The sequence below is a fragment of the Burkholderia sp. SJZ089 genome (genome assembly GCF_007828315.1).
In the GTDB taxonomy this organism is placed as follows: domain Bacteria; phylum Pseudomonadota; class Gammaproteobacteria; order Burkholderiales; family Burkholderiaceae; genus Burkholderia; species Burkholderia gladioli.
The window spans coordinates 246,655-268,838 of sequence record NZ_VIUM01000007.1; the positions used below are offsets into that span (position 1 = coordinate 246,655).

18 protein-coding genes are annotated in these 22,184 nt (G+C 68.9%); 8 read left to right on the forward strand and 10 right to left on the reverse strand.

The features are described 5' to 3' along the window. Both FB600_RS15510 and FB600_RS15515 read right to left on the reverse strand, forming a co-directional pair. Entirely contained in the window at positions 1 to 543 is a 543-nt protein-coding gene (locus FB600_RS15510; RefSeq protein ID WP_145756990.1) for a hypothetical protein, read from the reverse strand. Between the two features lie 23 nt (positions 544 to 566). Then, complete coding sequence (locus FB600_RS15515; protein ID WP_096752075.1) at positions 567 to 1,175, reverse strand: trimeric intracellular cation channel family protein; 609 nt, start codon at positions 1,173 to 1,175, stop codon at positions 567 to 569. Positions 1,176 to 1,374: 199 nt separating this feature from the next. On the opposite strand from FB600_RS15515, the gene FB600_RS15520 reads away from it, so the two are divergent. Continuing rightward, positions 1,375 to 2,292, forward strand: a complete 918-nt coding sequence (locus FB600_RS15520) for an HTH-type transcriptional regulator ArgP (protein WP_096752076.1) — start codon at positions 1,375 to 1,377, stop codon at positions 2,290 to 2,292. Between the two features lie 285 nt (positions 2,293 to 2,577). Here the strand turns inward: FB600_RS15520 and FB600_RS37215 are convergent, their stop codons facing one another. The 3 genes from FB600_RS37215 to FB600_RS15530 form a co-directional block, all read right to left on the reverse strand. Continuing rightward, the gene (locus FB600_RS37215; RefSeq protein ID WP_013691608.1) at positions 2,578 to 2,733 is read right to left on the reverse strand and encodes a hypothetical protein; all 156 of its coding nucleotides are present in this window, start codon (positions 2,731 to 2,733) and stop codon (positions 2,578 to 2,580) included. Positions 2,734 to 2,971: 238 nt separating this feature from the next. Further along, positions 2,972 to 4,192 (reverse strand): hypothetical protein, encoded by a 1,221-nt coding sequence (locus FB600_RS15525; RefSeq protein ID WP_145756989.1) that lies wholly within the window; start codon positions 4,190 to 4,192, stop codon positions 2,972 to 2,974. A gap of 190 nt (positions 4,193 to 4,382) precedes the next feature. Next, a complete protein-coding gene (locus tag FB600_RS15530; protein ID WP_013691610.1) occupies positions 4,383 to 5,078 on the reverse strand; it encodes an MgtC/SapB family protein in 696 nt (231 codons plus the stop codon). 129 nt (positions 5,079 to 5,207) lie between these two features. Between FB600_RS15530 and FB600_RS15535 the strand changes: the two genes are divergently transcribed. Further along, positions 5,208 to 6,317, forward strand: a complete 1,110-nt coding sequence (locus FB600_RS15535; RefSeq protein WP_098153126.1) for an AGE family epimerase/isomerase — start codon at positions 5,208 to 5,210, stop codon at positions 6,315 to 6,317. 227 nt (positions 6,318 to 6,544) lie between these two features. After that, positions 6,545 to 6,991 (forward strand): PaaI family thioesterase, encoded by a 447-nt coding sequence (locus FB600_RS15540; RefSeq protein WP_013691612.1) that lies wholly within the window; start codon positions 6,545 to 6,547, stop codon positions 6,989 to 6,991. Positions 6,992 to 7,062: 71 nt separating this feature from the next. Here FB600_RS15540 and FB600_RS15545 read toward each other — a convergent pair whose 3' ends face one another. From FB600_RS15545 to prpB, 5 genes are all read right to left on the reverse strand, one after another. Further along, the gene (locus tag FB600_RS15545; protein WP_098151408.1) at positions 7,063 to 8,163 is read right to left on the reverse strand and encodes a CaiB/BaiF CoA transferase family protein; all 1,101 of its coding nucleotides are present in this window, start codon (positions 8,161 to 8,163) and stop codon (positions 7,063 to 7,065) included. Positions 8,164 to 8,185: 22 nt separating this feature from the next. After that, positions 8,186 to 9,394 (reverse strand): 2-methylaconitate cis-trans isomerase PrpF, encoded by a 1,209-nt coding sequence (prpF, locus tag FB600_RS15550; RefSeq protein ID WP_145756988.1) that lies wholly within the window; start codon positions 9,392 to 9,394, stop codon positions 8,186 to 8,188. Positions 9,395 to 9,531: 137 nt separating this feature from the next. Further along, on the reverse strand, positions 9,532 to 12,126 hold the full coding sequence (gene acnD, locus FB600_RS15555; protein ID WP_096752935.1) for a Fe/S-dependent 2-methylisocitrate dehydratase AcnD: 2,595 nt from the start codon (positions 12,124 to 12,126) through the stop codon (positions 9,532 to 9,534). 66 nt (positions 12,127 to 12,192) lie between these two features. After that, positions 12,193 to 13,362, reverse strand: a complete 1,170-nt coding sequence (gene prpC / locus FB600_RS15560; protein WP_013691616.1) for a 2-methylcitrate synthase — start codon at positions 13,360 to 13,362, stop codon at positions 12,193 to 12,195. Between the two features lie 42 nt (positions 13,363 to 13,404). Further along, positions 13,405 to 14,298 (reverse strand): methylisocitrate lyase, encoded by an 894-nt coding sequence (gene prpB / locus FB600_RS15565; protein ID WP_013691617.1) that lies wholly within the window; start codon positions 14,296 to 14,298, stop codon positions 13,405 to 13,407. Between the two features lie 213 nt (positions 14,299 to 14,511). Between prpB and prpR the strand changes: the two genes are divergently transcribed. The 5 genes from prpR (at position 14,512) to FB600_RS15590 (ending at position 22,076) form a co-directional block, all read left to right on the forward strand. Beyond that, positions 14,512 to 16,548, forward strand: a complete 2,037-nt coding sequence (gene prpR / locus FB600_RS15570; protein WP_096752081.1) for a propionate catabolism operon regulatory protein PrpR — start codon at positions 14,512 to 14,514, stop codon at positions 16,546 to 16,548. A 144-nt stretch (positions 16,549 to 16,692) separates the two neighbouring features. Beyond that, positions 16,693 to 16,989 (forward strand): DUF4148 domain-containing protein, encoded by a 297-nt coding sequence (locus tag FB600_RS15575; protein ID WP_096752082.1) that lies wholly within the window; start codon positions 16,693 to 16,695, stop codon positions 16,987 to 16,989. A gap of 86 nt (positions 16,990 to 17,075) precedes the next feature. Beyond that, positions 17,076 to 17,639, forward strand: coding sequence for an alkyl hydroperoxide reductase subunit C (gene ahpC, locus FB600_RS15580; protein WP_013691620.1), 564 nt, complete (start codon positions 17,076 to 17,078; stop codon positions 17,637 to 17,639). A gap of 106 nt (positions 17,640 to 17,745) precedes the next feature. Continuing rightward, positions 17,746 to 19,344: an alkyl hydroperoxide reductase subunit F gene (ahpF, locus tag FB600_RS15585; RefSeq protein ID WP_145756987.1), complete on the forward strand. Its 1,599-nt coding sequence runs from the start codon at positions 17,746 to 17,748 to the stop codon at positions 19,342 to 19,344. A gap of 539 nt (positions 19,345 to 19,883) precedes the next feature. Beyond that, on the forward strand, positions 19,884 to 22,076 hold the full coding sequence (locus FB600_RS15590) for a S46 family peptidase (protein WP_145756986.1): 2,193 nt from the start codon (positions 19,884 to 19,886) through the stop codon (positions 22,074 to 22,076). Positions 22,077 to 22,184: the final 108 nt, after the last annotated feature.

Genomic DNA, 22,184 nt, shown 5'->3' on the forward strand with positions numbered 1-22,184 from the left:
TCACTGACGCGACCACAGCGGAAACCCGCTTTCCATCGATTCCAGCACGGCCCGGTTGATCTCCAGATAAGCCTCGCCATAGTCGTAGGCGTCGCGGCTGCGCTCGGCCGAGATCGTCTTCCGGCTGCGCGGGAAGAACACGAAGATCCGGTCGCGCACCAGCTTCATGCCGATCCGGAAGCGATGGATCGAGGTGCCTCCCGCGCCACCGTCGATCCGCAAGGCCAGCTCCAGTTCGAACCAGACCATGCCGTGCTCGTCGAGGCCGACGGCTTCGCCGGCCCCGCCGCCGCGCATCGACGCTTCCCGCGGCGGCGCCGCCGACAGGACCTGTACCAGCCGCACATGCTCGCGCAAGGAGCCGTCGTCGGCTTCATAGGTGGAGCGCGGCGCATCGATGAAGTCGGCATAGCCCTCGGCGAACAAGGGAAGCTGCCGCCGGATCTCCCTGCCGCTCGCGATCGCCCGTTCCTCGCTGCGCGCCTGCGCCTCGCAGAGATCCCGGTAGGTCAGCATGCCGGCTTGCCCGTCGCCTGGTTCCATCGTCGCGCTCGTCGCCATCCGCCTCAATCCCGCACCGAGGTATCGAAGGCCTTCATCCGCCAGCCGTATTTCAGCGAGAGCATGCGCGTCGCGAAGCCGGCGAGCAGCGCCGCGACCGTCGCGATTTCGATCGGCATCCCGATTTTCTGCATCACGATATAAAGCGTGGCCGTGAGCGCCGCCACGCTGGCATACAGCTCCTCGCGCAGGACCAGGGGCACCTCGTTGCACAGCAGGTCGCGCAGCATGCCGCCGCATACGCCGGTGATCACGCCCGACAACACAATGACGATGGCATTGCCGCTGACGCTCGCGGCCACGTCGCTGCCGATGATCGAGAAGGCCGCCAGGCCCAGCGCGTCGACCATCAGGAACACCGCGCGCAGCTTCGCCAGGTGGCGCACCATCCACGAACACAGCGTGGCCGCGCCGAAGGTGACGAGCAGGTAGCCCGGCTGCTCGATCCACACCAGCGGGTAGTGGCCGAGGATCACGTCGCGCACCGTGCCGCCGCCCAGCGCCGTGACCGAGCCGACGAAGGCCAGTCCGAAGCGGTCCATCCTGCGCTGCATGGCCATCACGGCGCCCGACATGGCTTCGGCGGTGATCGCGATGAGGTAGAGGATGTGCATGACGGTTCCGGACGATTCGATTCGAGGAAAAGGCCTGCGAATGCAGGGGTGCCGACGGATTTCGGCGATATCGCCTCGCTCGTGCCATGTCGCGGCGCGAATCGGAAACGACCAAGCCGGCATTGTCCCGATGCCGACTTGTCAGCGAAACCAAACTTAAGGAAACTTGCCGATGCTTAAAATTTTTCAGGATTGACGGATGGACATCGATCCCCGACAGGCAGCGGCTTTCCTCGCCGTGGTCGAGAGCGGCAGCTTCGAGCAGGCCAGCCAGCGCCTGCACGTGACGGCCTCGGCCGTCACGCAGCGCGTGCGCGCCCTGGAAACCGCGCTGGGTGCCTCGCTGGTGCTACGCACCCGGCCATGCCGCCCGACCTCGGCCGGCATGCGCCTGCTGCAATACCTGAGGCGCATCTCGCTGCTGCAGGCCGACCTCCAGGCCGATCTCGGCGCCGACCATCAGTCGCCCGTGCCGGTGGCCATCGCCCTGAATTCGGACAGCCTCGGCACCTGGTTCCTGCCGGCCCTGTCGTCGATCCTCGCCGGCGACCGGCTGCTGTTCGAGATCGTGATGGAGGACCAGGACCACACTTTCGCCTTGCTGGAGAGCGGCATGACGATCGGCTGCGTCTCGACCGAACCGAACCCGATGCGCGGCTGCAGCGCCACCGCGCTCGGCGCGATGCGCTACCGCCTGCTGGCCGCCGCCACCTTCGCGGCGCGCTGGTTCCCCCAGGGGCTCAACCGCAAGGACGCGCGGCAGGCACCGGTGGTCGCCTATTCGCGGCGGGACACGCTGTCCTCCTCGTTCCTGAAGAAGCGGCTCGGCCTGCCGGACGGCGCTTATCCCTGCCACTACGTGCCCGGCACGCACACGCATTTCCAGGCGGTCCAGCACGGGCTCGGTTATGCGATGGTTCCCGAACTGCTGACGCTCGACCGGCCCTTGTCCGAAACCGGGCTGGTCGATCTCGCGCCGGCGCATCCGCTCGACGTCGAGTTGTACTGGCATGCGTGGAAGGTCCAGTCGCCGAGCATGGCGTCGCTGTCGGCGCGCGTGATCAAGGCCGCGCGCAGCCTGCTGCGCCACGAGGATCGAGGCATCGAATCGGAATGAGCGGATGGCGAGGCCGCTTGCGCGCATGCGCGACGAGCGTCGAAGCCGTCAGAGGGCAGCGGATCGGTGAAGAGGGGATGCGTGGAATCAAGGCCGGCGGATGAGCCGACACGGCCCGGGCCTGAAAGGGATCGAACGAGAGATCGAGCAGGGCGCTCGTGAGGCGGAATCCCGGTCCCGCGCCATCAGCGGCACAGGCGGGGTAAACACACCCGGCAGCGCCGACGCGAAATCAGGCGGCGGCGATGACGGGAGAAACAGCGATGAAACGAACAGCGGGGACGATCAGCGACGCAGCAGGCCGAAGCGCGACACCTGCGACTTGCGTTGACGCTCGGCTTCCGCATGGCGGGCGGCGTATGAATAGTCGCGGTCGAGCGGCAGGTGCGGCGAAACGAACAGATCGTCGATCTTTTGAAGCAGCGCAAAGATGAGGCTCATTTCCAGCTCCCAACGGACAGTGGTGGTCAGGGTTTTCCCTAGGCACGAATATTAAGGGTTTTCCCTGAACAACGCTAGTGCAGCGCAGCATTCCGTGTCGAAAACGCGACGCGACACCTCGCCACACAGCATGGCGCCCCGATTTTCGACTGTTATCGCCCCATGAAACGCGTCATGAAAAAGGCCGGATCGTCGCGAGACGTCCGGCCTGGGCGCGTTTGCGGAGCGGCGTGCGGGGCTAGCGCGCGCGGCGCTCCCGGCGCGCGGCAGCGGCAGCCGCCGGCTGCTGGCGCGAGGCCACGGCGAGGCGATTGGTCAGGCGCTGGACCTGGGCGCCGAGTTCGTCGGCACGCTGCTGGGCGGCGGCCAGATCGGCTTGCTGCGTTTCCTGCAATGCCGTCAGGCGATCGACGCGCTGCTGCAGCCCCTGCAGTTCGGCCGCGTCGCGATGCGCACTCGACAGCGCCGCCGTCTGCAGGCCCAAGGCGACGATCACGATCACCAGCACCACCGCCAGGGCGAGCAGCAGCCGGTTGACGCGCCGCATCTCGCGATCGGCCTGGCGCCGCAGTTCGGCGCCCTCGGCCTGCGTCGCGCGCAGACGTTCGTTCAGCGGACGCAGTTGCGCCTCGATATCGATGGCCGGCGCGGCGGCCGGATTCACAGCCGGATTCACGGCCGGATTCGGCGCGGGATCGGCCGACGAGCCGCTGGCGAACGAGGGCTCGCGCACCGGATCGACAGGCGATGCTACCGCCGCGCTAGCAGGCGGCCTGTCGCCGGCCTCGATCGCCGGTTCGGCGCTGCCCGCCGCCTGGCGCCGCCTCGAGGCCGGCGCGGATTCCGAACGCCGGCCAGCGGCGGCACGCTTCGCCCCGGCGACCTTCGGCGCGACAGCCGCCGTTGCCTCGCTGGAAGCGGCAGAGGAGACGGCTGGCTGCGGCGCAGGCTGATCCGGTACCGCCACGTCGGCAGCCAGCCCGGCAACCGCACCCTGCACGGCCTGCGCCACTTCGCTGACATCCACTGCGAGCGCGGCTGCGGATTCGACCGCGGCCGGATGCGGCTCGCCGCCCTGCGTCACGGCCGGCGCCTCGCGATCGGCCGGCTCGCCTTGCCGCACCTCGTCCGGAGCAGCTGCTTGCGGCAATTCCAAACCATCGAAGAAGCTGCCTTGCCGCGTATCGGGCGCCGTCTCCTGGGCTGCGGCCTCGCCGATCGAGGCCGTCGCCGCGCTCGGCTGGCGTGCCTGCGTGCCGCGTCCACCGGCAGGCAAGCCGCCGAACAGGTCGGGCGTCTGCTCGTCCTGCGACTCGCCGGCGGCTTCCGCCTCCCGTGCCCGGGCCTCCTCGTCATCGACGCGCACGGCGTTGCGCGCGGGGCGCTCGCCGCCGGCCGCGGCGGCGCTGCGCCGGCGCGTCGGCTTGGTCGAACGGGGGGAACGGGGACGGGGAGGCATGCGGGATTCGGTCATGGATCGGTGGCTGCGCGCCCGATGTCCGGACGCTTCCGGCGCGAGGCTCGCGCGGCGGAGGCGCCTTGCCCGGACAGCGGGCGAAGTTACCTGAGACGGAAAGCAGGCATTGTCGCATGCTCGCCGCCCGGGCCCGCTCCCTGTGCCGGGCAGGCCCGCGAGCGCCGTGCCCGCCTCACTCGGCGCCCGTCGCGCCCTCCTGCTCCTTGAACACCTGCACGCCCGGCAGGTGCCGCAGTTGCGACGAGATCCGCTGGTATTCGACCGGCGACACGCGCGCCAGCGAGATCGTCACGTCATCGCATTCGGGGCTTTCCTCGCTCTGCTGCACGATGAACTGCTTCACGCGCGCGCTGTCGGCGCCGAGCGCCGCATGCAGCGAGGCGAAGGTCAGCGTGCCGCGCTCGACCAGCAGCGACATGTGCCGGCGCTGGCGCACGGTGATGTAGCGCTTCTCGAGCGGCTTGATGCCGGCCAGGATCACCAGCACGATCACGGTGGCCGCGATCGCCGCCACGTAGAGCCCGCCGCCCACCGCCAGGCCCACCGCCGCAACCGACCAGAGGCTGGCCGCCGTGGTCAGGCCGCGCACGATCTCGCCGCGCATCAGGATCGAGCCGGCGCCGAGGAAGCCGATGCCCGATACGACCTGCGCGGCGATCCGCGACGGATCGAGCACGATATCGGGCTTGCCGAGCACGTCGGCAAAGCCGAATGCGGAAACGATCATGATCAGCGCGGAGCCGACGCAGACCAGCATGTGGGTGCGCAGGCCGGCGGCCCAGGACAGGCGTTCGCGCTCGAAGCCGATGACGCTGCCGAGGGCGGCGGCCAGCACCAGCCGCGAGACGAGTTCGATGTTGTTGAGCATGCCTTCTCTCCTTCCTGTTATTGTGTCGGCGCGATACGGTCGCTGGCCGAATGACCGGAGATGGGGCCCCGCCGCCCCTTGCCCCTGGCCCTCGCCGTACCTTGATCGACCTACGAGTTCAGTTCCATGATGTCCGCTACCCGCCCCGCCACCGTCCAGGCCGCCGAACTGCGCCGGCATTTCGCGGAAATCGTGCTGCCGCTGTGGCGCGGCCCCGGTTTCGACACCGGCATCGGGCTTCCGTTCGAAGCCGTCGCGCCCGACACGCATGCGCCGCTGCCGGTCTCGCGCTTTCGCGCGATGGCCTGCGCGCGGCAGTTGTTCGTGTTCGCCGGGGCAGGCGAGTTGGCGCACGCGGACGCGCTGTTCGACGGATTGTGCCGTCATTTCCGCGATCCGCGCCACGACGGCTGGTTCTACAGCGTCGACGCGCAAGGCGCGCCGCTCGATCGCAACAAGGATCTCTACACCCACGCCTTCATCGTGTTCGCCTGCGCCGGCTACTTCGCCGCCTCCGGCAACCGCGACGCGCGCCGGCTCGCCGAGCACACCGCGGCGCTGATCGAGGACCGCTTCGCGCCGAACGCGGGCGAGGCCTGCCTCGATGCCGCGCGCGCCGAGGATTTCTCGCCGCTCGACGGCGGCCCGCTGCAGAACCCGCTGATGCACCTGACCGAAGCCTGGCTCGCCGCCGGCGACGCGTTCGGCGACCGCGCCTTCGACGACGCGTTGCTGCGCACCGCCGGCGCGGTCGAGCGGCACTTCGTCGACGGCGCCACGGGCTGCGTCGCGGAGCTGCCGCTCGGCACGGCCGGCAACCGCTTCGAGCCGGGCCACCAGTTCGAGTGGTACTACCTGGTCAGCGCGGCCGGCCAGCGGCTCGCCGAGACGAGCCTGCCCGACGCGCTCGAACGCGCCTATGGGTTCGCCGAGCGGCATGGCGTCGATGCGGCGACGGGCGGCGTGTGCGCGGCCACCGACGCGAGCGGCGCCTGTCTCGACGCGACCCAGCGCATCTGGGCACAGACCGAATACCTGCGCGCGCTGGCCACGCGCGGCGCACGACCCGGCTCGCCCGATCTCGCGCTGCAGATCGAGCGCTTCGCCGCCCGCTTCCTGCATCCGCGCGGCTGGTACGAGTGCAAGCGCGCGGACGGCGAGGTATCGCGCGACGACCTGCCCTCCACCACGCCCTATCATCTGGCGACTGCCTACGCGGCCTTGCCCGGCGCGGCGTAACGACGGCGGCAAGACGGCGCCCTGCACGCCGCCTTGCCCCGCCCGTTCGCAAGTCCCATGCCGCCGCCGGCAGCGCCGTCACGCTTTTCGCCTCGGTCACCGCGACCGTTTCAAGGCTTTCCTCGAATCTCCTTGCTTATCGACCGATCGCTTCCTAGAGTGGAGCGCAGGCAGCCGGCCCCCGTCGGCCGCGCGGGGCGCGACGCCCCACCAGCGAAGGAAGGTCGATGACGGATATCGTGGATCACGCGCGCGGCGCGCTCCTGGCCCAGCCGTTCAGCATGCTGCTCGGCACGGAACTCATGACGATGGGCGAGGACGAGGTGGAGCTGTGCCTGCCGATCCGCGACGAGCTCAGGCAACAGCACGGCTTCGTGCACGGCGGCGTGATCAGCTACCTCGCCGACAATGCGCTGACCTTCGCGGGCGCGCTCGCGCTGGGCCCGCGCGTGGTCACCGGCGAATACAAGATCAACTACCTGCGCCCGGCCATGAAGGGCCGCCTGCTGGCGCGCGCCAAGCTGCTGTATGGCGGCCGCAGCCAGGCGACCTGCCAGTGTCACGTGTTCGTGGTGGACGGCAAGGAGGAGCGGCTGGTGGCCGTCGCGCAGGGCACCATCAACCGGATCAGCGAGGCACGCGAGGCCGACACGGCGCAGGAATCGGCGGCCTGAGCCGAACTTGCGCGCCTCGCGACGAGGTGCAAGCATCTGGATGTCAAAAGGGACGCGAAAGCGTCCCTTTTTCATTCCTCATCCGAATTCGCGCGCGGCGTCGCTCGAGTCTCGCCCGCTCCGCCGCCATCTCCAAGCCAGGTGAAACGCGGCGCCACGCGCACGCGCAACGCGCCCTCTCCCGTGGGCGAATAAACCTCGCGCGCGACCAGGTGCGCGTGCCGCGCGGCCGCCTCGAAATCGAGCACCGGTGCCACGCAGGCATCGCTGCCCTCGAAACGCGCGCACCACGCGGCGGCCGGCTCGCCGGCGAAATGCGCGGCGAAGCGCGCCTTCAAGGCCGGCCAGGCGGCGCGCTCGTATTGCGCCTCGACCGTCACGCCGTCGAGCCCGAAGCGCTCCACGAACTGCCGGTAGAAGGCCGGCTCCAGCGCGGCCAGGCTGACATACGCGCCATCGGCGCAGCGATAGACGGCATAGAACGGCGCATCGTGGAACAGGCTAGCCGCATCGGGCGTGCCCAACTGGCCGCGCTCGCGCGCCCACAGCGCCAGCGCGCCGAGCATCGCCGCCACGTCGACGATCGCGCCGTCCACCACGCGCCCACGTCCGCTAGCGCGCGCCGCCAGCAGCGCGCTGACGATGCCGAAGGCCAGGCCCAGCGCGCCGCCCGCATCGCCGATCACGGTCGGCGGGATCACCGGCGCCTCGCCCGGCTTCACGGCCAGCGCGAGCACGCCCGTCAGCGCGACGTAGTTGAGATCGTGGCCGGCGCGCTCGGCGAGCGGCCCCTGCTGCCCCCAGCCCGTCATGCGCGCATAAACGAGCGAGGGCCGCCGCGCCGCGCAATCGAACGGCCCGAGCCCGAGCCGCTCCATCACGCCCGGCCGATAGCCCTCGATCAGCACGTCGGCGCGCGCGACGCGCGCCAGCATCGCCTCGCGCGAAGCCGGCGCCTTCAGGTCGCATTCGATCACGGTCTTGCGCTCGCGCAGCAGGTCGCCATCCTGCCCGCTCAAACCGGCCGGTCCGCCGACGCGCCCGCCCGGGCGCGCCACCAGCGTGACGCGCGCGCCCAGCGCCGCCAGCATCCAGCCGGCCAGCGGCGCCGGCCCGAGCCCCTCGAATTCCAGCACCTCGATGCCGTCGAGCGGCAAGCCCGCGTCGTTCATGCCAGCCTCCTCCTTCGATCGATCAAGTCCGCGGCGCGGCTCGGAACGCATCCCCCGGCACGCGCACCGCGCCTTCCATCAGCACGCGCGCGCTGCGGCTCATGATCGCCTTGGTGACCACCCATTCGCCGCCGGCCTGGCTGGCCTGCGCGCCGACGCGCAAGGTGCCCGAGGGATGCCCGAAGCGCACCGCCTCGCGCTCGCCGCCGCCGGCCGCGAGATTGACCAGGGTGCCCGGAATCGCGGCGGCGGTGCCGATCGCGACGGCCGCGGTGCCCATCATCGCGTGATGCAGCTTGCCCATCGACATCGCGCGCACCAGCAGGTCGACGTCCTTCGCCGCCACCGGCTTGCCGCTGGAGGCCACATAATCGGCCGGCCGCGCCACGAAGGCGACCTTCGGCGTGTGCTGGCGCTGCGCGATCTCGTCGAGCGAGCGGATCAGGCCCATGCGCAGCGCGCCATAGGCGCGGATCGTCTCGAAGCGCTGCAGCGCGGCCTCGTCGCCGTTGATCGCGTCCTGCAGCTCGGTGCCGGTATAACCGATCGCCTCGGCCTCGACGAAGATGGTCGGGATCCCGGCATTGATCATGGTGGCCTTCAGCGTGCCGATGCCGGGCACCTCCAGGTCGTCCACCAGGTTCCCGGTCGGGAACATCGCGCCGCCCGCGCCGTCCTCGTCGGCGGCCGGGTCCATGAATTCGAGCTGGACCTCGGCGGCCGGGAAGGTCACGCCATCGAGTTCGAAATCGCCGGTCTCCTGCACCTCGCCGTCGCGGATCGGCACGTGCGCGACGATGGTCTTGCCGATATTCGCCTGCCAGATCCGCACCACCGCCACGCCGTTGTCGGGCACGCGCTCGCGCGCCACCAGCCCGCCCGCGATCGCGAACGGCCCGACCGCCGCGGACAGGTTCCCGCAGTTGCCGCTCCAGTCGATGAAGGCCTTGTCGATCGCGACCTGGCCGAACAGGTAGTCGACGTCGTGATCGGGCCGCGTGCTCTTCGAGATGATCACGGTCTTGCTGGTGCTGGAGGTCGCGCCGCCCATCCCGTCGATCTGCTTGCCATAGGGATCGGGGCTGCCGATCACGCGCATCAGCAAGGCGTCGCGCGCCGCTCCCGGCACGCGCGCGGCTTCCGGCAGGTCCTCGAGCCGGAAGAACACGCCCTTGCTGGTGCCGCCGCGCAGGTAGGTGGCGGGAATCCGGATCTGGGGAACGTGTGCCATGGTGAATCTTCCTGAAAAAACGAAGGCGGCATGCTTGCCGCCCGGAAGCATCGCGGCAGCCGCCGCGATGCGCTGTGATGACTGCTCAGGCCGAGCTCATGCGATACCGATGCCGGCCGCGTGTCAGGCTCACGCCTTCACGCCGCCTGCGAGGATTCGAGGAAGTCCTGCGCGAAACGCTGCAGCACGCCGCCCGCCTCGTAGATCGACACCTCCTCGGCCGTGTCGAGCCGGCAGGTCACCGGCACCTGCAACTGCGTGCCGTTGCGGCGCCGGATCACCAGCGTGAGGTCGGCGCGCGGCTTGCGCTCGCCGATCACGTCGAAGGTCTCGGTGCCGTCGATGCCGAGCGTGAGCCGGTTCGCGTCGGGCTTGAACTCCAGCGGCAGCACGCCCATCCCGATCAGGTTGGTGCGGTGGATGCGCTCGAAGCCCTCGGCCACGATCGCCTCCACGCCGGCCAGCCGCACGCCCTTGGCGGCCCAGTCGCGCGAGGAACCCTGGCCGTAGTCGGCGCCCGCGATCACGATCAGCGGCTGCTTGCGCTCCATGTAGGTCTCGATCGCCTCCCACATCCGCACCACCTTGCCTTCCGGCTCGATGCGCGCGAGCGAGCCCTTCTTCACGGCGCCGTCCACCACCGCCATCTCGTTGACCAGCGTCGGGTTGGCGAAGGTGGCGCGCTGCGCCGTGAGGTGGTCGCCGCGGTGCGTCGCGTAGGAATTGAAATCCTCCTCGGGCACGCCCATCTTCGCCAGGTATTCGCCGGCCGCGCTGTTGGCCAGGATCGCGTTCGAGGGCGAGAGATGATCGGTGGTGATGTTGTCGCCGAGCACCGCCAGCGCGCGCATCCCGGCGAGCGTGCGCTCGCCGGCCAGGGCGCCTTCCCAATACGGCGGGCGGCGGATGTAGGTGCTTTGTGCCCGCCAGTCGTAGAGCGGCGGCACGCTGGCGCCGGCCGTGGCGCTACGCGCGAACATCGGCTCGTAGACGTGGCGGAACTGCTCCGGCTTGACGCTGGCGGCGACGATCGCGTCGATCTCGGCGTCGTCGGGCCAGATGTCGGCGAGCCGCACCGGCTGGCCCTGGTCGTCGATGCCGAGCACGTCCTTCTCGATGTCGAAGCGGATCGTGCCGGCGATCGCATAGGCCACCACCAGCGGCGGCGAGGCCAGGAAGGCCTGCTTCGCGTAGGGATGGATGCGGCCGTCGAAGTTGCGGTTGCCGGACAGCACGGCGGTCGCGTACAGGTCGCGATCGACGATCTCCTGCTGGATGTCGGGGTCGAGCGCGCCCGACATGCCGTTGCAGGTGGTGCAGGCGAACGCCACGATGCCGAAGCCGAGCGCTTCCAGCTCGGGCAGCAGGCCCGCTTCCTTCAGGTACAGCTCGACCGTCTTCGAGCCGGGCGCGAGCGAGCTCTTCACCCAGGGCTTGCGCGCGAGGCCGCGCGCGTTGGCGTTGCGCGCCAGCAGGCCCGCCGCGATCACGTTGCGCGGATTGCTGGTGTTGGTGCAGCTGGTGATCGCCGCGATGATCACCGCGCCGTCGGGCATCTGCCCGGCGATGTCCTCGTGCGGCGCGGCGATGCCGCGCTCGGCCAGCTCGCGCGTCGGCAGCCGCTTGTGCGGGTTCGACGGGCCGGCCATGTTGCGCTCCACGCTCGACAGGTCGAAGCTCAGCGTGCGCTCGTATTGCGCGCCAGCGAGGCTGTCGGCCCACAGGCCGGCGGTCTTCGCGTAGGCCTCGACCAGCGCCACCTGCTCGTCGCTGCGGCCGGTCAGGCGCAGGTAGTCGAGCGTGCGGGCGTCGATGAAGAACATCGCGGCGGTCGCGCCGTATTCGGGCGCCATGTTCGAGATCGTGGCGCGATCGCCCAGCGTGAGGCTGGCCGCGCCGGCGCCGCGGAATTCGAGGTAGGCGCCCACCACCTTCTGCTTGCGCAGGAACTCGGTCAGCGCGAGCACGATGTCGGTGGCGGTGATGCCGGGCTGGCGCTGGCCGGTCAGCTCGACGCCGACGATGTCGGGCAGCCGCATCCAGGAGGCGCGGCCCAGCATCACGTTCTCGGCTTCCAGGCCGCCCACGCCGATCGCGATCACGCCGAGCGCGTCGACATGCGGCGTGTGGCTGTCGGTGCCCACGCAGGTATCGGGATAGGCCACGCCGTCCTGGGTGCCGATCACCGGCGACATCTTCTCCAGGTTGATCTGGTGCATGATGCCGTTGCCGGGCGGGATCACGTCGACGTTCTCGAAGGCCGTCTTGGTCCACTCGATGAAGTGGAAGCGGTCCTCGTTGCGGCGATCCTCGATCGCGCGGTTCTTGGCGAAGGCATCCGGATCGAAACCGCCGCATTCCACCGCCAGCGAATGATCGACGATCAGCTGCACCGGCACCACCGGGTTGACCTTGGCGGGGTCGCCGCCGCCGTCGGCGATCGCGTCGCGCAGGCCGGCGAGATCGACCAGCGCGGTCTGGCCGAGGATGTCGTGGCAGACCACGCGCGCCGGGTACCACGGAAAGTCGGCATCGCGGCGGCGCTCGATCAGTTGGCGCAGCGACGCGTCGAGCCGGTCGGGCTCGCAGCGGCGCACCAGGTTCTCGGCCAGCACGCGCGAGGTATAGGGCAGCGTGTCGTAGGCGCCGGGCGCGAGGGCCTCGACGGCGGCACGCGCGTCGAAATAGTCGAGCCCGGTGCCGGGCAGCGGTTTGCGATGGGCGGTATTCATGTTCTGGGGCATGCGGGGAAATTCACGGGCCGGGGCGGCGGGCGATGCCGGCCGCCCCGGGCGCGCTCAGCGCTTCTCGATCGAGACGAACTTCAGATCCTCCGGACCCGTGTAGTTCGCGCTCGGGCGGATGATCTTGTTGTCGATGCGCTGCTCGATGATGTGGGCGCTCCAGCCGGACGTGCGCGCGATCACGAACAGCGGCGTGAACATCGCGGTCGGCACGCCCATCATCCGGTAGGACACGGCGCTGAACCAGTCGAGGTTCGGGAACATCTTCTTGGCGTCCCACATCACCGATTCGAGGCGCTCGGCGATCTCGAACAGCTTGGTGTCGCCGGCATCCTTCGAGAGCTTGCGCGCGACTTCCTTGATCACCTTGTTGCGCGGATCCGAGATCGTGTAGACCGGGTGGCCGAAGCCGATCACCACTTCCTTGTTCTCGACGCGGCGGCGGATGTCGGCCTCGGCCTCGTCGGCGTCGCGATAGCGGCTCTGGATCTCGAACGCGACCTCGTTGGCGCCGCCGTGCTTCGGGCCGCGCAGCGCGCCGATCGCGCCGGTGATGGCCGAGTAGATGTCCGAGCCCGTGCCGGCGATCACGCGGCCGGTGAAGGTCGAGGCATTGAACTCGTGCTCGGCGTAGAGGATCAGCGAGATGTGCATCGCGTCGACCCATGCCTTGGAGGGCGCCTTGCCGTGCAGCAGGTGCAGGAAGTGGCCGCCGATCGAATCGTCGTCGGTCTCGGTCTCGATGCGCCGGCCGTTGTGCGACCAGTGATACCAGTACAGCAGCATCGAGCCCAGCGAGGCCATCAGGCGGTCGGCGATATCGCGCGCGCCGGGCAGGTTGTGGTCGTCCTTCTCGGGCAGCACGGTGCCGAGCACCGACACGCCGGTGCGCATCACGTCCATCGGATGCGCCGAGGCCGGCACCGCCTCGAGCGCCGTCTTCACCGCGGCGGGCAGCCCGCGCATGGCGCGCAGCTTGGCCTTGTAGGCGGCCAGCTCGGCCAGCGTGGGCAGCTTCTCGTGCACCAGCAGGTAGGCGATTTCCTCGAACTCGCAGGTTTCCGCGACGTCGAGGATGTCGTAGCCGCGATAGTGCAGGTCGTTGCCGGTGCGGCCCACCGTGCACAGCGCGGTGTTGCCCGCCGCCACGCCCGACAGCGCCACCGACTTCTTCGGCTTGAAGCCACCCGCTGCGGCCGGCGCCGCGTCTTTCGTCTCGCTCATCGTGATGCTCTCCTGATGGTCTGGTTATCGGTTTGGGCCGGTTCAGCGCTTGCCCTGGCTGAACAGCTCGTCGAGCTTGTCCTCGTAGGCGTGATAGCCGAGGAATTCGTACAGCTCGGCGCGCGTCTGCATGGTCGGCACGGCGGCCTTCTGCGTGCCGTCGCGGCGCACCGTCTCGTAGAAGTTCAGCGCCGCCTTGTTCATCGCACGATACGCGCCGCAGCAGTAGAGCGCGATATCGACGTTCACGCCCTTCAGTTCCTCGGTGGTGAACATCGGCGTCGAACCGAATTCGGTCAGGTTCGCCAGGATCGGCACCTTGACCGCTTGCTTGACGCGCTTGAAGTCGTCCAGCGTCTTCATCGCCTCGGGGAAGATCATGTCGGCGCCGGCCTCGACATAGGCCACCGCGCGCTCGATCGCCGCGTCCAGGCCCTCGGCGGCGGCCGCGTCGGTGCGCGCCATGATCACGAACTGGTCGTCGGTGCGCGCGTCGACGGCGGCCTTGATGCGGTCCACCATCTCGTCGATCGGCACGCATTCCTTGCCCGGGCGATGCCCGCAGCGCTTCTGCCCGACCTGGTCCTCCAGGTGCACCGCCGCCACGCCCGCCTTGATGAAGGAGCGGATGGTGCGCGCGATGTTGAAGGCGCCGCCCCAGCCGGTGTCGATGTCGACCAGCAGCGGCAGCTGGGTGGCGTTGGTGATGCGGTTCGCGTCGATCAGCACGTCGTCCATGGTGCTGATGCCGAGATCGGGGATGCCGAGCGAATTGGCGGCCACCCCGCCGCCCGACAGGTAGACCGCCTTGAAACCGCTCGCCTCGGCCATCTTGGCCGCGTAAGCGGTGATCGCGCCGACCACCTGCAGCGGCGACTCGGCCGCCACGGCCGCGCGAAAGCGCGCGCCGGCGCTGGAAAGTTGGGAATTGCCCATCGACTGCCTCCTGACGATTGATCGTTGCCGCGCCGGATCTTGCAAGGACCGGGCCAGCCGCGCCGGGCGCCGCTAAGCTGCTGATTCGCAATCGAAACGCGATTCGGCGATGGCGTCAACCCGTTTCATTATGGAAACACTCGATTCCACATTTGAAATTCGACTGCGATAATGCGTTGATCCCTCCAGCCCGCATCCCGCCCGAATCCCGTCATGACGCCCTCCTCCGTTCCGTCCCTCAGGCCCCGCATCTGGGCGGTCGGCATCAGCCGGCTGCGTGCGCTGTTCCGCGATCTCGCCGACGAGTACGAGGAGCGCGCCGACCTGCGCATCATCACGCGCGGCTACGACGAGGCGCTCGCCGCGCTCGCCACGGCCGGCGCCGAGCGGCCCGACGCGATCGTGGCGGCCGGCTCGAACGGCATGTACCTGAAGACCCACGTCGAGGTGCCGGTGGTGCTGGTGGCGCCGACCGGCTACGACCTGCTGCACGCGCTGGCCCGCGCGCGACGCGACGGGGCCTCGCCGGTGGCGCTGGTCAGCTACGGCGACACGCCGGCCGAGCTGCGTCGCTTCGCGGCCGCCTTCGGGCTCGACCTGGTGTTCGCCACCTACCAGTCGAGCCAGGAGGCCGAGGCGCGCGTGCGCGAACTGCGCGATCGCGGCATCGAGACCGTGGTCGGGCCGGGGCTGGTGACCGACCTGGCCAGCAGCGCCGGCATGAACGCGGTGTTTCTGTATTCGCAGGCTTCGGTGCGCGCGGCGGTCGAGACCGCGCTCGAAGTCGCTCATGCCACGCACGCCGAGGCACTGCGCCGCCAGCGCCTCGACAACCTGCTGCGCCACCTGCGCGACGGCGTGGTGGCGCTCGACGCGGGCGGCCGCGTGGAGGCGATCAACGAGCGGCTCGCGCTGGCGCTCGGCGTCGACGCGCAGGCCGCGGTGGGCCGCGCGCTCGACGAACTGACGCCCGAGCTGGCCGCGCTGCGCGCCGCCGACGAGGGCGACACGCTGGCTACCGTGCGCGGGGTCCGCTACGTGGTCCATCGCGGGCCGCTGGAGGCCAGCGGCGCGGCCACCGGCAGCGTGCTGACCTTCCAGGAATCGCGCGCGGTCGAGCGACTCGACCGCACCTTGCGCTCGCAGCCGCATGCGCAGCGCTTCGCGGCGCGCTACCGGCTGGACGACGTGATCGGCGCATCGGCGCCGATGGCACGCGTGCGCGAGCTCGCGCAGCGTTACGCCAAATCCGACGCGACCGTGCTGATCCTCGGCGAGAGCGGCACCGGCAAGGAGATGATCGCGCAGAGCCTGCATGCGCTGAGCGCGCGCCGCAAGTTCCCGTTCGTGGCGACCAACTGCGGCGCCTTCCCCGAGGCGCTGCTCGAGAGCGAGCTGTTCGGCTATGACGAGGGCGCCTTCACGGGCGCCAGGCGCGGCGGCAAGGCCGGGCTGTTCGAGGCCGCGCATCGCGGCACGCTGTTCCTCGACGAGATCGGCGAAATGCCGCTGTCGCTGCAGAGCCGCCTGCTGCGCGTGCTGCAGGAGCGCGAGGTGGTGCGGCTCGGGTCGACCGAACCGATCCGCATCGACGTGCGGATCGTGGCGGCCACCCATCGCTCCCTGCTCGAGGCGGTGGAGGCCGGCAGCTTCCGCGCCGATCTCTACTACCGCCTCAACATCCTCAACATCGCCCTGCCGCCGCTGCGCGAGCGGCCGGCCGACATCGGCGCGCTGGCGGCCGAGCTGCTGGCCCAGGCGGCACGGCGCGAGCCGCGGCTGGCCGAGCGCGTGCGCGACGCCGCCGAGGCGGCCCGCGTGGTCGCGCCGGTGGTGGGCGTGCTGGCGCGCCATCGCTGGCCCGGCAACGTGCGCGAGCTGCAGAACGTGATCGAGCGAATCGCCGTCGAGCTGGTGGAGAGCGAGGGCGCGGCGCCGCTGTCGGTCGAGGTGCTGCGGGCGATCGCGCCGGAGTTGGGCATCGCGCGCGAAGGCGCGACGGGAAGCGAGGCCGCGGACGTCGACGAAGACGGAAGCGGCGTTCCAGACGGCGCCGGCGTGGCCGGCGCGGCCGCGGCCCCCACGCTGTCCGAGCGGCGGCGCCGCGTCGAGGTCGACGAGATCCGCGCCGTGCTGGACGCCTGCGGCGGCGACCGCGAGCGTGCCTGCGCCGTGCTCGGCATCAGCAAGACCACGCTGTGGCGCAAGCTCGCCGCCGCCGAGGGCAAACCCGGCCGGCGTCGCGGCTGAACCGGGGCCGGATCGGCGCAAGCGGGAGGGCCGGTTCGAATAGACAATGCCTATTGATTAGTTTTGAAATAAGTATTTCAACTATCCGCGGCAACTCTATAGCATCCACCTATCGATTTTTTACATCCATAGGTGAGTGCCCGTATGAAAACCTCTGCCCTGATCCTCGCTGCCGCCCTGTTCGCACCGGTCCTGGCCTCCGCCCAGACCAGCCAGCCGCTCACCCGCGCCGAAGTCCGCGCCGAGCTGGCGGCACTCGTCAAGGTCGGCTACCACCCCGGCGCCGGCAACAACCCGCATTACCCCGACCAGATCCAGGAAGCCCAGGCGCGTCTGCACGCCGCCCAGGGCAATTCGGGTTACGGCGCCAACTCGGCTGCCGGCGTGGAAAGCGGCGTGAAGCTGCCCGCCGCGACCGGCGATCTGTATCGCCATCGCTGATCGCGATGCCGGCCGGCGCCCGAGCGGGGCCGGCCGCCCCAGTCACTGATTCACACCTCATTCAACGATTCCCAAGGACCTATTCGATGCCGATCATCAACAGCCAGATCAAGCCCTTCAATGCAACCGCCTACCACAATGGCGCCTTCGTGCCGGTGACCGAGGAAAGCCTCAAGGGCAAGTGGTCGGTGGTGGTGTTCTACCCGGCGGACTTCACCTTCGTGTGCCCGACCGAGCTGGGCGACCTGGCCGACCGCTACGCCGAATTCCAGAAGCTGGGCGTGGAGATCTACGGTGTGTCGACCGATACGCACTTCACGCACAAGGCCTGGCACGAAGCCTCGGAAACCATCGCCAAGATCCAGTACCCGATGGTCGGCGATCCGACCGCGCGCCTGGCACGCAACTTCGACGTGCTGATCGAGGAAGAAGGCATGGCGCTGCGCGGCACCTTCGTGATCAACCCGGAAGGCGAGATCAAGATCGCCGAGATCCACGACAACGGCATCGGCCGCGACGCGGGCGAGCTGCTGCGCAAGGTGCAGGCCGCGCAGTACGTGGCATCGCACCCGGGCGAGGTCTGCCCCGCCAAGTGGACGCCGGGTGCGGAAACGCTGACCCCGTCGCTGGACCTGATCGGCAAGATCTGAGGCCGCCCTTCAAGGCATCAAGAACGATTCGATACGGCGCACGCAAACGCCGTATCGAGCGCCCCGCGCCGGGGCACACGACAACCGACAAGACACACCGAACATCATGCTCGAAGCCAATCTCAAGAACCAGTTGAAGTCGTACCTCGACAAGCTCACCCGCCCGATCGAACTCGTCGCCTCGCTCGACGACGGCGCGAAGTCGCAGGAGCTGATCGCGCTGCTGAAGGAGATCGGCGAGCTGTCGCCGCGCGTGAGCGTGATCGAACGCCGCGACGACGCCGAGCGCAAGCCCTCGTTCAGCATCGGCGAACCGGGCAAGGCCACCGGGATCCGCTTTGCCGGCATCCCGATGGGCCATGAATTCACCTCGCTCGTGCTGGCGCTGCTGCAGGTCGGCGGCCACCCGCTCAAGCTCGACGAGGACACCATCGAACAGATTCGCAACCTCGACGGCGATTTTTCCTTCGAGACGTATTTCTCGCTGTCCTGCCAGAACTGCCCGGAAGTGGTCCAGGCGCTGAACGTGATGGCGCTGATCAACCCGCGCATCCGCCACGTGGCGATCGACGGCGCGCTGTTCCAGAACGAAGTCGAGGCGCGCCAGATCATGGCGGTGCCGACCATGTTCCTGAACGGCGAGAGCTTCGGCCAGGGCCGCAGCAGTGTGAAGGAAATCCTCGCGAAGATCGACACGGGCGCCAGCGAGCGCGCCGCCGCCGCGATCGCCAACAAGGACGTGTTCGACGTGCTGGTGGTGGGTGGTGGCCCGGCCGGCGCGGCGGCCGCGATCTACTCGGCACGCAAGGGCATTCGCACCGGCGTGGTGGCGGAGCGCTTCGGCGGGCAGGTGCTCGATACCATGGCGATCGAGAACTTCATCTCCGTCCAGGAAACCGAAGGACCGAAGTTCGCGGTCGCGCTCGAACAGCACGTCAAGCAATACGACGTGGACGTGATGGACGTGCAGCGCGCCGCGGCGCTGATGCCGGGCAAGGTCAACGAGATTCACCTGGAAAACGGCGCGGTGTTGAAGGCCAGGACCATCGTGCTGTCGACCGGCGCGCGCTGGCGCGAGCTGAACGTGCCGGGCGAGCGCGAGTACCGCAACAAGGGCGTGGCCTACTGCCCGCATTGCGACGGCCCGCTGTTCAAGGGCAAGCGCGTGGCCGTGGTGGGCGGCGGCAACTCGGGTGTCGAGGCCGCGATCGACCTGGCCGGCATCGTGCGCGAAGTCACGCTGATCGAATTCGGCCAGACGCTGCGCGCCGACGAAGTGCTGCAACGCAAGCTGCGCAGCCTCCCGAACGTGACGGTGGTGACCAGCGCGCAAACCAAGGAGCTGACGGGCGACGGCCAGAAGCTGAACGGCCTGATCTACCTCGAACGTGAAACGGGCGAAACCAAGCGCATCGACCTCGAAGGCGTGTTCGTGCAGATCGGCCTGGTGCCGAACACGGAATGGCTGAAGGGCACGATCGAGCTGTCGAAGCACGGCGAGATCGTGGTGGATGCACGCGGCGCGACGTCGATTCCCGGCGTGTTCGCGGCCGGCGACGTGACCACGGTGCCCTACAAGCAGATCGTGATCGCGGTCGGCGAAGGCGCGAAGGCTTCGTTGTCGGCCTTCGACTACCTGATCCGCCAGGACGTCGAGGCACCCGCGACGGCAGCGGCACCGGTACGCGAAGCCGTCGAAGCGTGATCGCGGTTCGCAAGCACCTCCAAGCCGGCCGCGGCCGGCTCCCTGCAATACGCGTTGTTGTTCAAGGCATCCCCTCCTCCCCTCGCCGTCATGCCCCCTCATGCGGCGAGGGATTTTTTTTGCCTGTCTCACATAAAAGAACATTCCTAGCGGCTTCATTGATGATGAAATCAATCGGCATTTTATAATCGACATTTCAATATCGGCATGCATGCCGATGCCAGGCAAAGTCGCTCGCCGGCTTGATATGAACAACGCGATACAAGCACCTGAACGCCTTGCAATGCCTCTCGCATCTCACCCGTCACACCATTGCATGTCATCGCCAATTCATCGAGATCCGGAATTATTGCCAATACATTCATCACGCAAAGAACATTCTCAAGAAAATTCATTGGGCATTTTTATTTTCATTTCCCTACATCTTACAAAGATATAAAAATACCGCCTTCATTCCCCCCGGACTACAATCGCACGGCAGTCGCAATGCCGATTGAATAAAGCTGTCGATCACAGGCCGTCTCAATCCGAGGATCCGAATGCGTCTCAAACTGTTATGCACGGCGAGCGCGACGCTCGTCGCCGTCTCGTTGCTGGCCGGCGGCATCGCGCGCGCCGACGAAGGCATGTGGCAACCGTCCCAGCTGCCGTCCCTGGCTCCCCAGCTCAAGCAACGCGGGCTCGCGCTCGATCCTCGGCAACTCGCCTCGCTGAAATCCTGGCCGCTCGATGCCGTGGTCGGGCTGGGTTTCTGCACCGCCTCGTTCGTCTCGCCGGACGGCCTGATCGTCACCAACCACCATTGCGGCTACGGCGCGCTGCAATACAACTCGACGCCCGAGAAGAACCTGATCGAGAACGGATTCCTGGCCCGCGCCAAGGCCGACGAACTGCCCGCCGCGCCCACCCAGCGCGTCTACGTGACCGAGCAGGTGACCGACGTGACCGATCGCATCGAGGCGGCGGTTCCGCCCGGCAGCGACGGTTATGCGCGCTACGTCGCGATCGATCGCGAGAAGGACCGCCTGGTGCGCGAATGCACCACACCGGGCTATCACTGCCAGGTGCAGACCTTCAGCGGCGGCTACGACTATCAACTGGTGCGCCAGAAGGAATTGCGCGACGTGCGGCTCGTCTACGCCCCGCCCGAGTCGATCGGCAAGTACGGCGGCGACATCGACAACTGGATGTGGCCGCGCCACACCGGCGACTTCAGCTTCCTGCGCGCCTACGTGGCACGCGACGGCAGCAGCGCGACCTACGCGAAGGACAACGTGCCCTATCGCCCCAAGCACTGGCTGACCGTGAATCCGCAAGGCGTGAAGGCCGGCGATTTCGTGATGGTGGCCGGCTACCCCGGCCGCACCAATCGCCACCTGCTGCCCGATGAACTGCGCAGCGCGATCGACTGGCAGTATCCGACGCTGATCCGCGCGCTCGGCGACATGAACCGCATCATCGACACGGCCGGCAAGCAGCGGCCGGCGGTGGCGGTGGCCTATGCCGACCAGGTGGCCGGCTTCAACAATTCGATCAAGTTCTACCAGGGCAACCGCGACGAGCTGGCCAACGGCGAGGCCCTGTCGACGCGGCGCGAGCAGGAGGCCGCGCTGCGCCGCTGGCTCGCCGCGCAACCGGCCGGCGGCAAGCTCGACGCCCCCGCGCGGCTGGCCGACGTCGAGCGGCTGAACCGTCTGGTCGACGCGCGCATGGTCACGCGCGAGCGCGACCTGATCCTGCACCTGCTGCAGCAGACGCAGATGTACCGCGCCTCGTATCGGATCGTGCGGCTCGCCGACGAAAAGCAGAAGCCCGATGCCGAACGCGAGGACGGCTTCCGCCAGCGCGACGAGATCGACCTGCTCGGCCAGCAGAAGAGCATCGACCGCCGCTACGATCCGGCCGTCGACCGGCAGTTGCTGGTCTATGTGCTGCAGCGCTACGTGAAGCTGCCCGCCGACCAGCACATCGGCGCGCTCGATCGCTGGCTGGGCGGCGCGAACGACGCCGCGGCGCTCGCCGCCAAGGTCGACGCGCTCTACGCGGGCAGCCGGCTGACCGACCAGGCGACCCGCGTCGCGCTGATGTCGGCCACGCCCGCCGAACTCGCGGCGAGCCACGATAGCTGGATCGCGCTGACGCGCGCGCTGATGCCGGACCTGCTGGCCATCGAGCACGCGGACAAGGCCCAGGACGGCGACGAGGCCGCCGCGCGCGCCGGCTACATGAAGGCCCTGACCGCCTACAGCGAGGCACGCGGCCTGCCCGTCTACCACGACGCGAACCTGTCGCTGCGCGTGAGCTTCGGCACCGTGCAGGGCTACCGGCCGCGCGACGCGGTCGAGTACCTGCCGTTCACCACCACCGACGGCATCGTGCAGAAGAACACCGGCGTCGCGCCCTTCAACGCACCGGCCGCCGAACTCGCGGCGATCCGCGCGCATGCCTTCGACGGCTTCGCCGGCCCCGGCGCCGACGCGCTGCCCGTGAACTTCCTCGCCGACCTCGACATCGCCGGCGGCAATTCGGGCTCGCCCACGCTGGACCGCGACGGCAAGCTGGTCGGGCTGGTCTTCGACGGCGCCTGGGAAGGCGTCAGCGCGGGCTGGCTGTTCGATCCGGCCGTCACGCGCTCGATTCATGTCGACGTGCGCTACATGCTGTGGGTGATGCACCACCTCGACCACGCCGACAACCTGCTGCGCGAAATGAACGTCGCCGTGCCGGATTGAGGCCGTCCGCGATGCGCCTGCATTGCGCATCGCGGAATTCGTCATCCAACCCCATCAGATGCCGGCAGGGATCGCCTGCCTTGGCGATCCCTGCCGCGATCCGCCCCA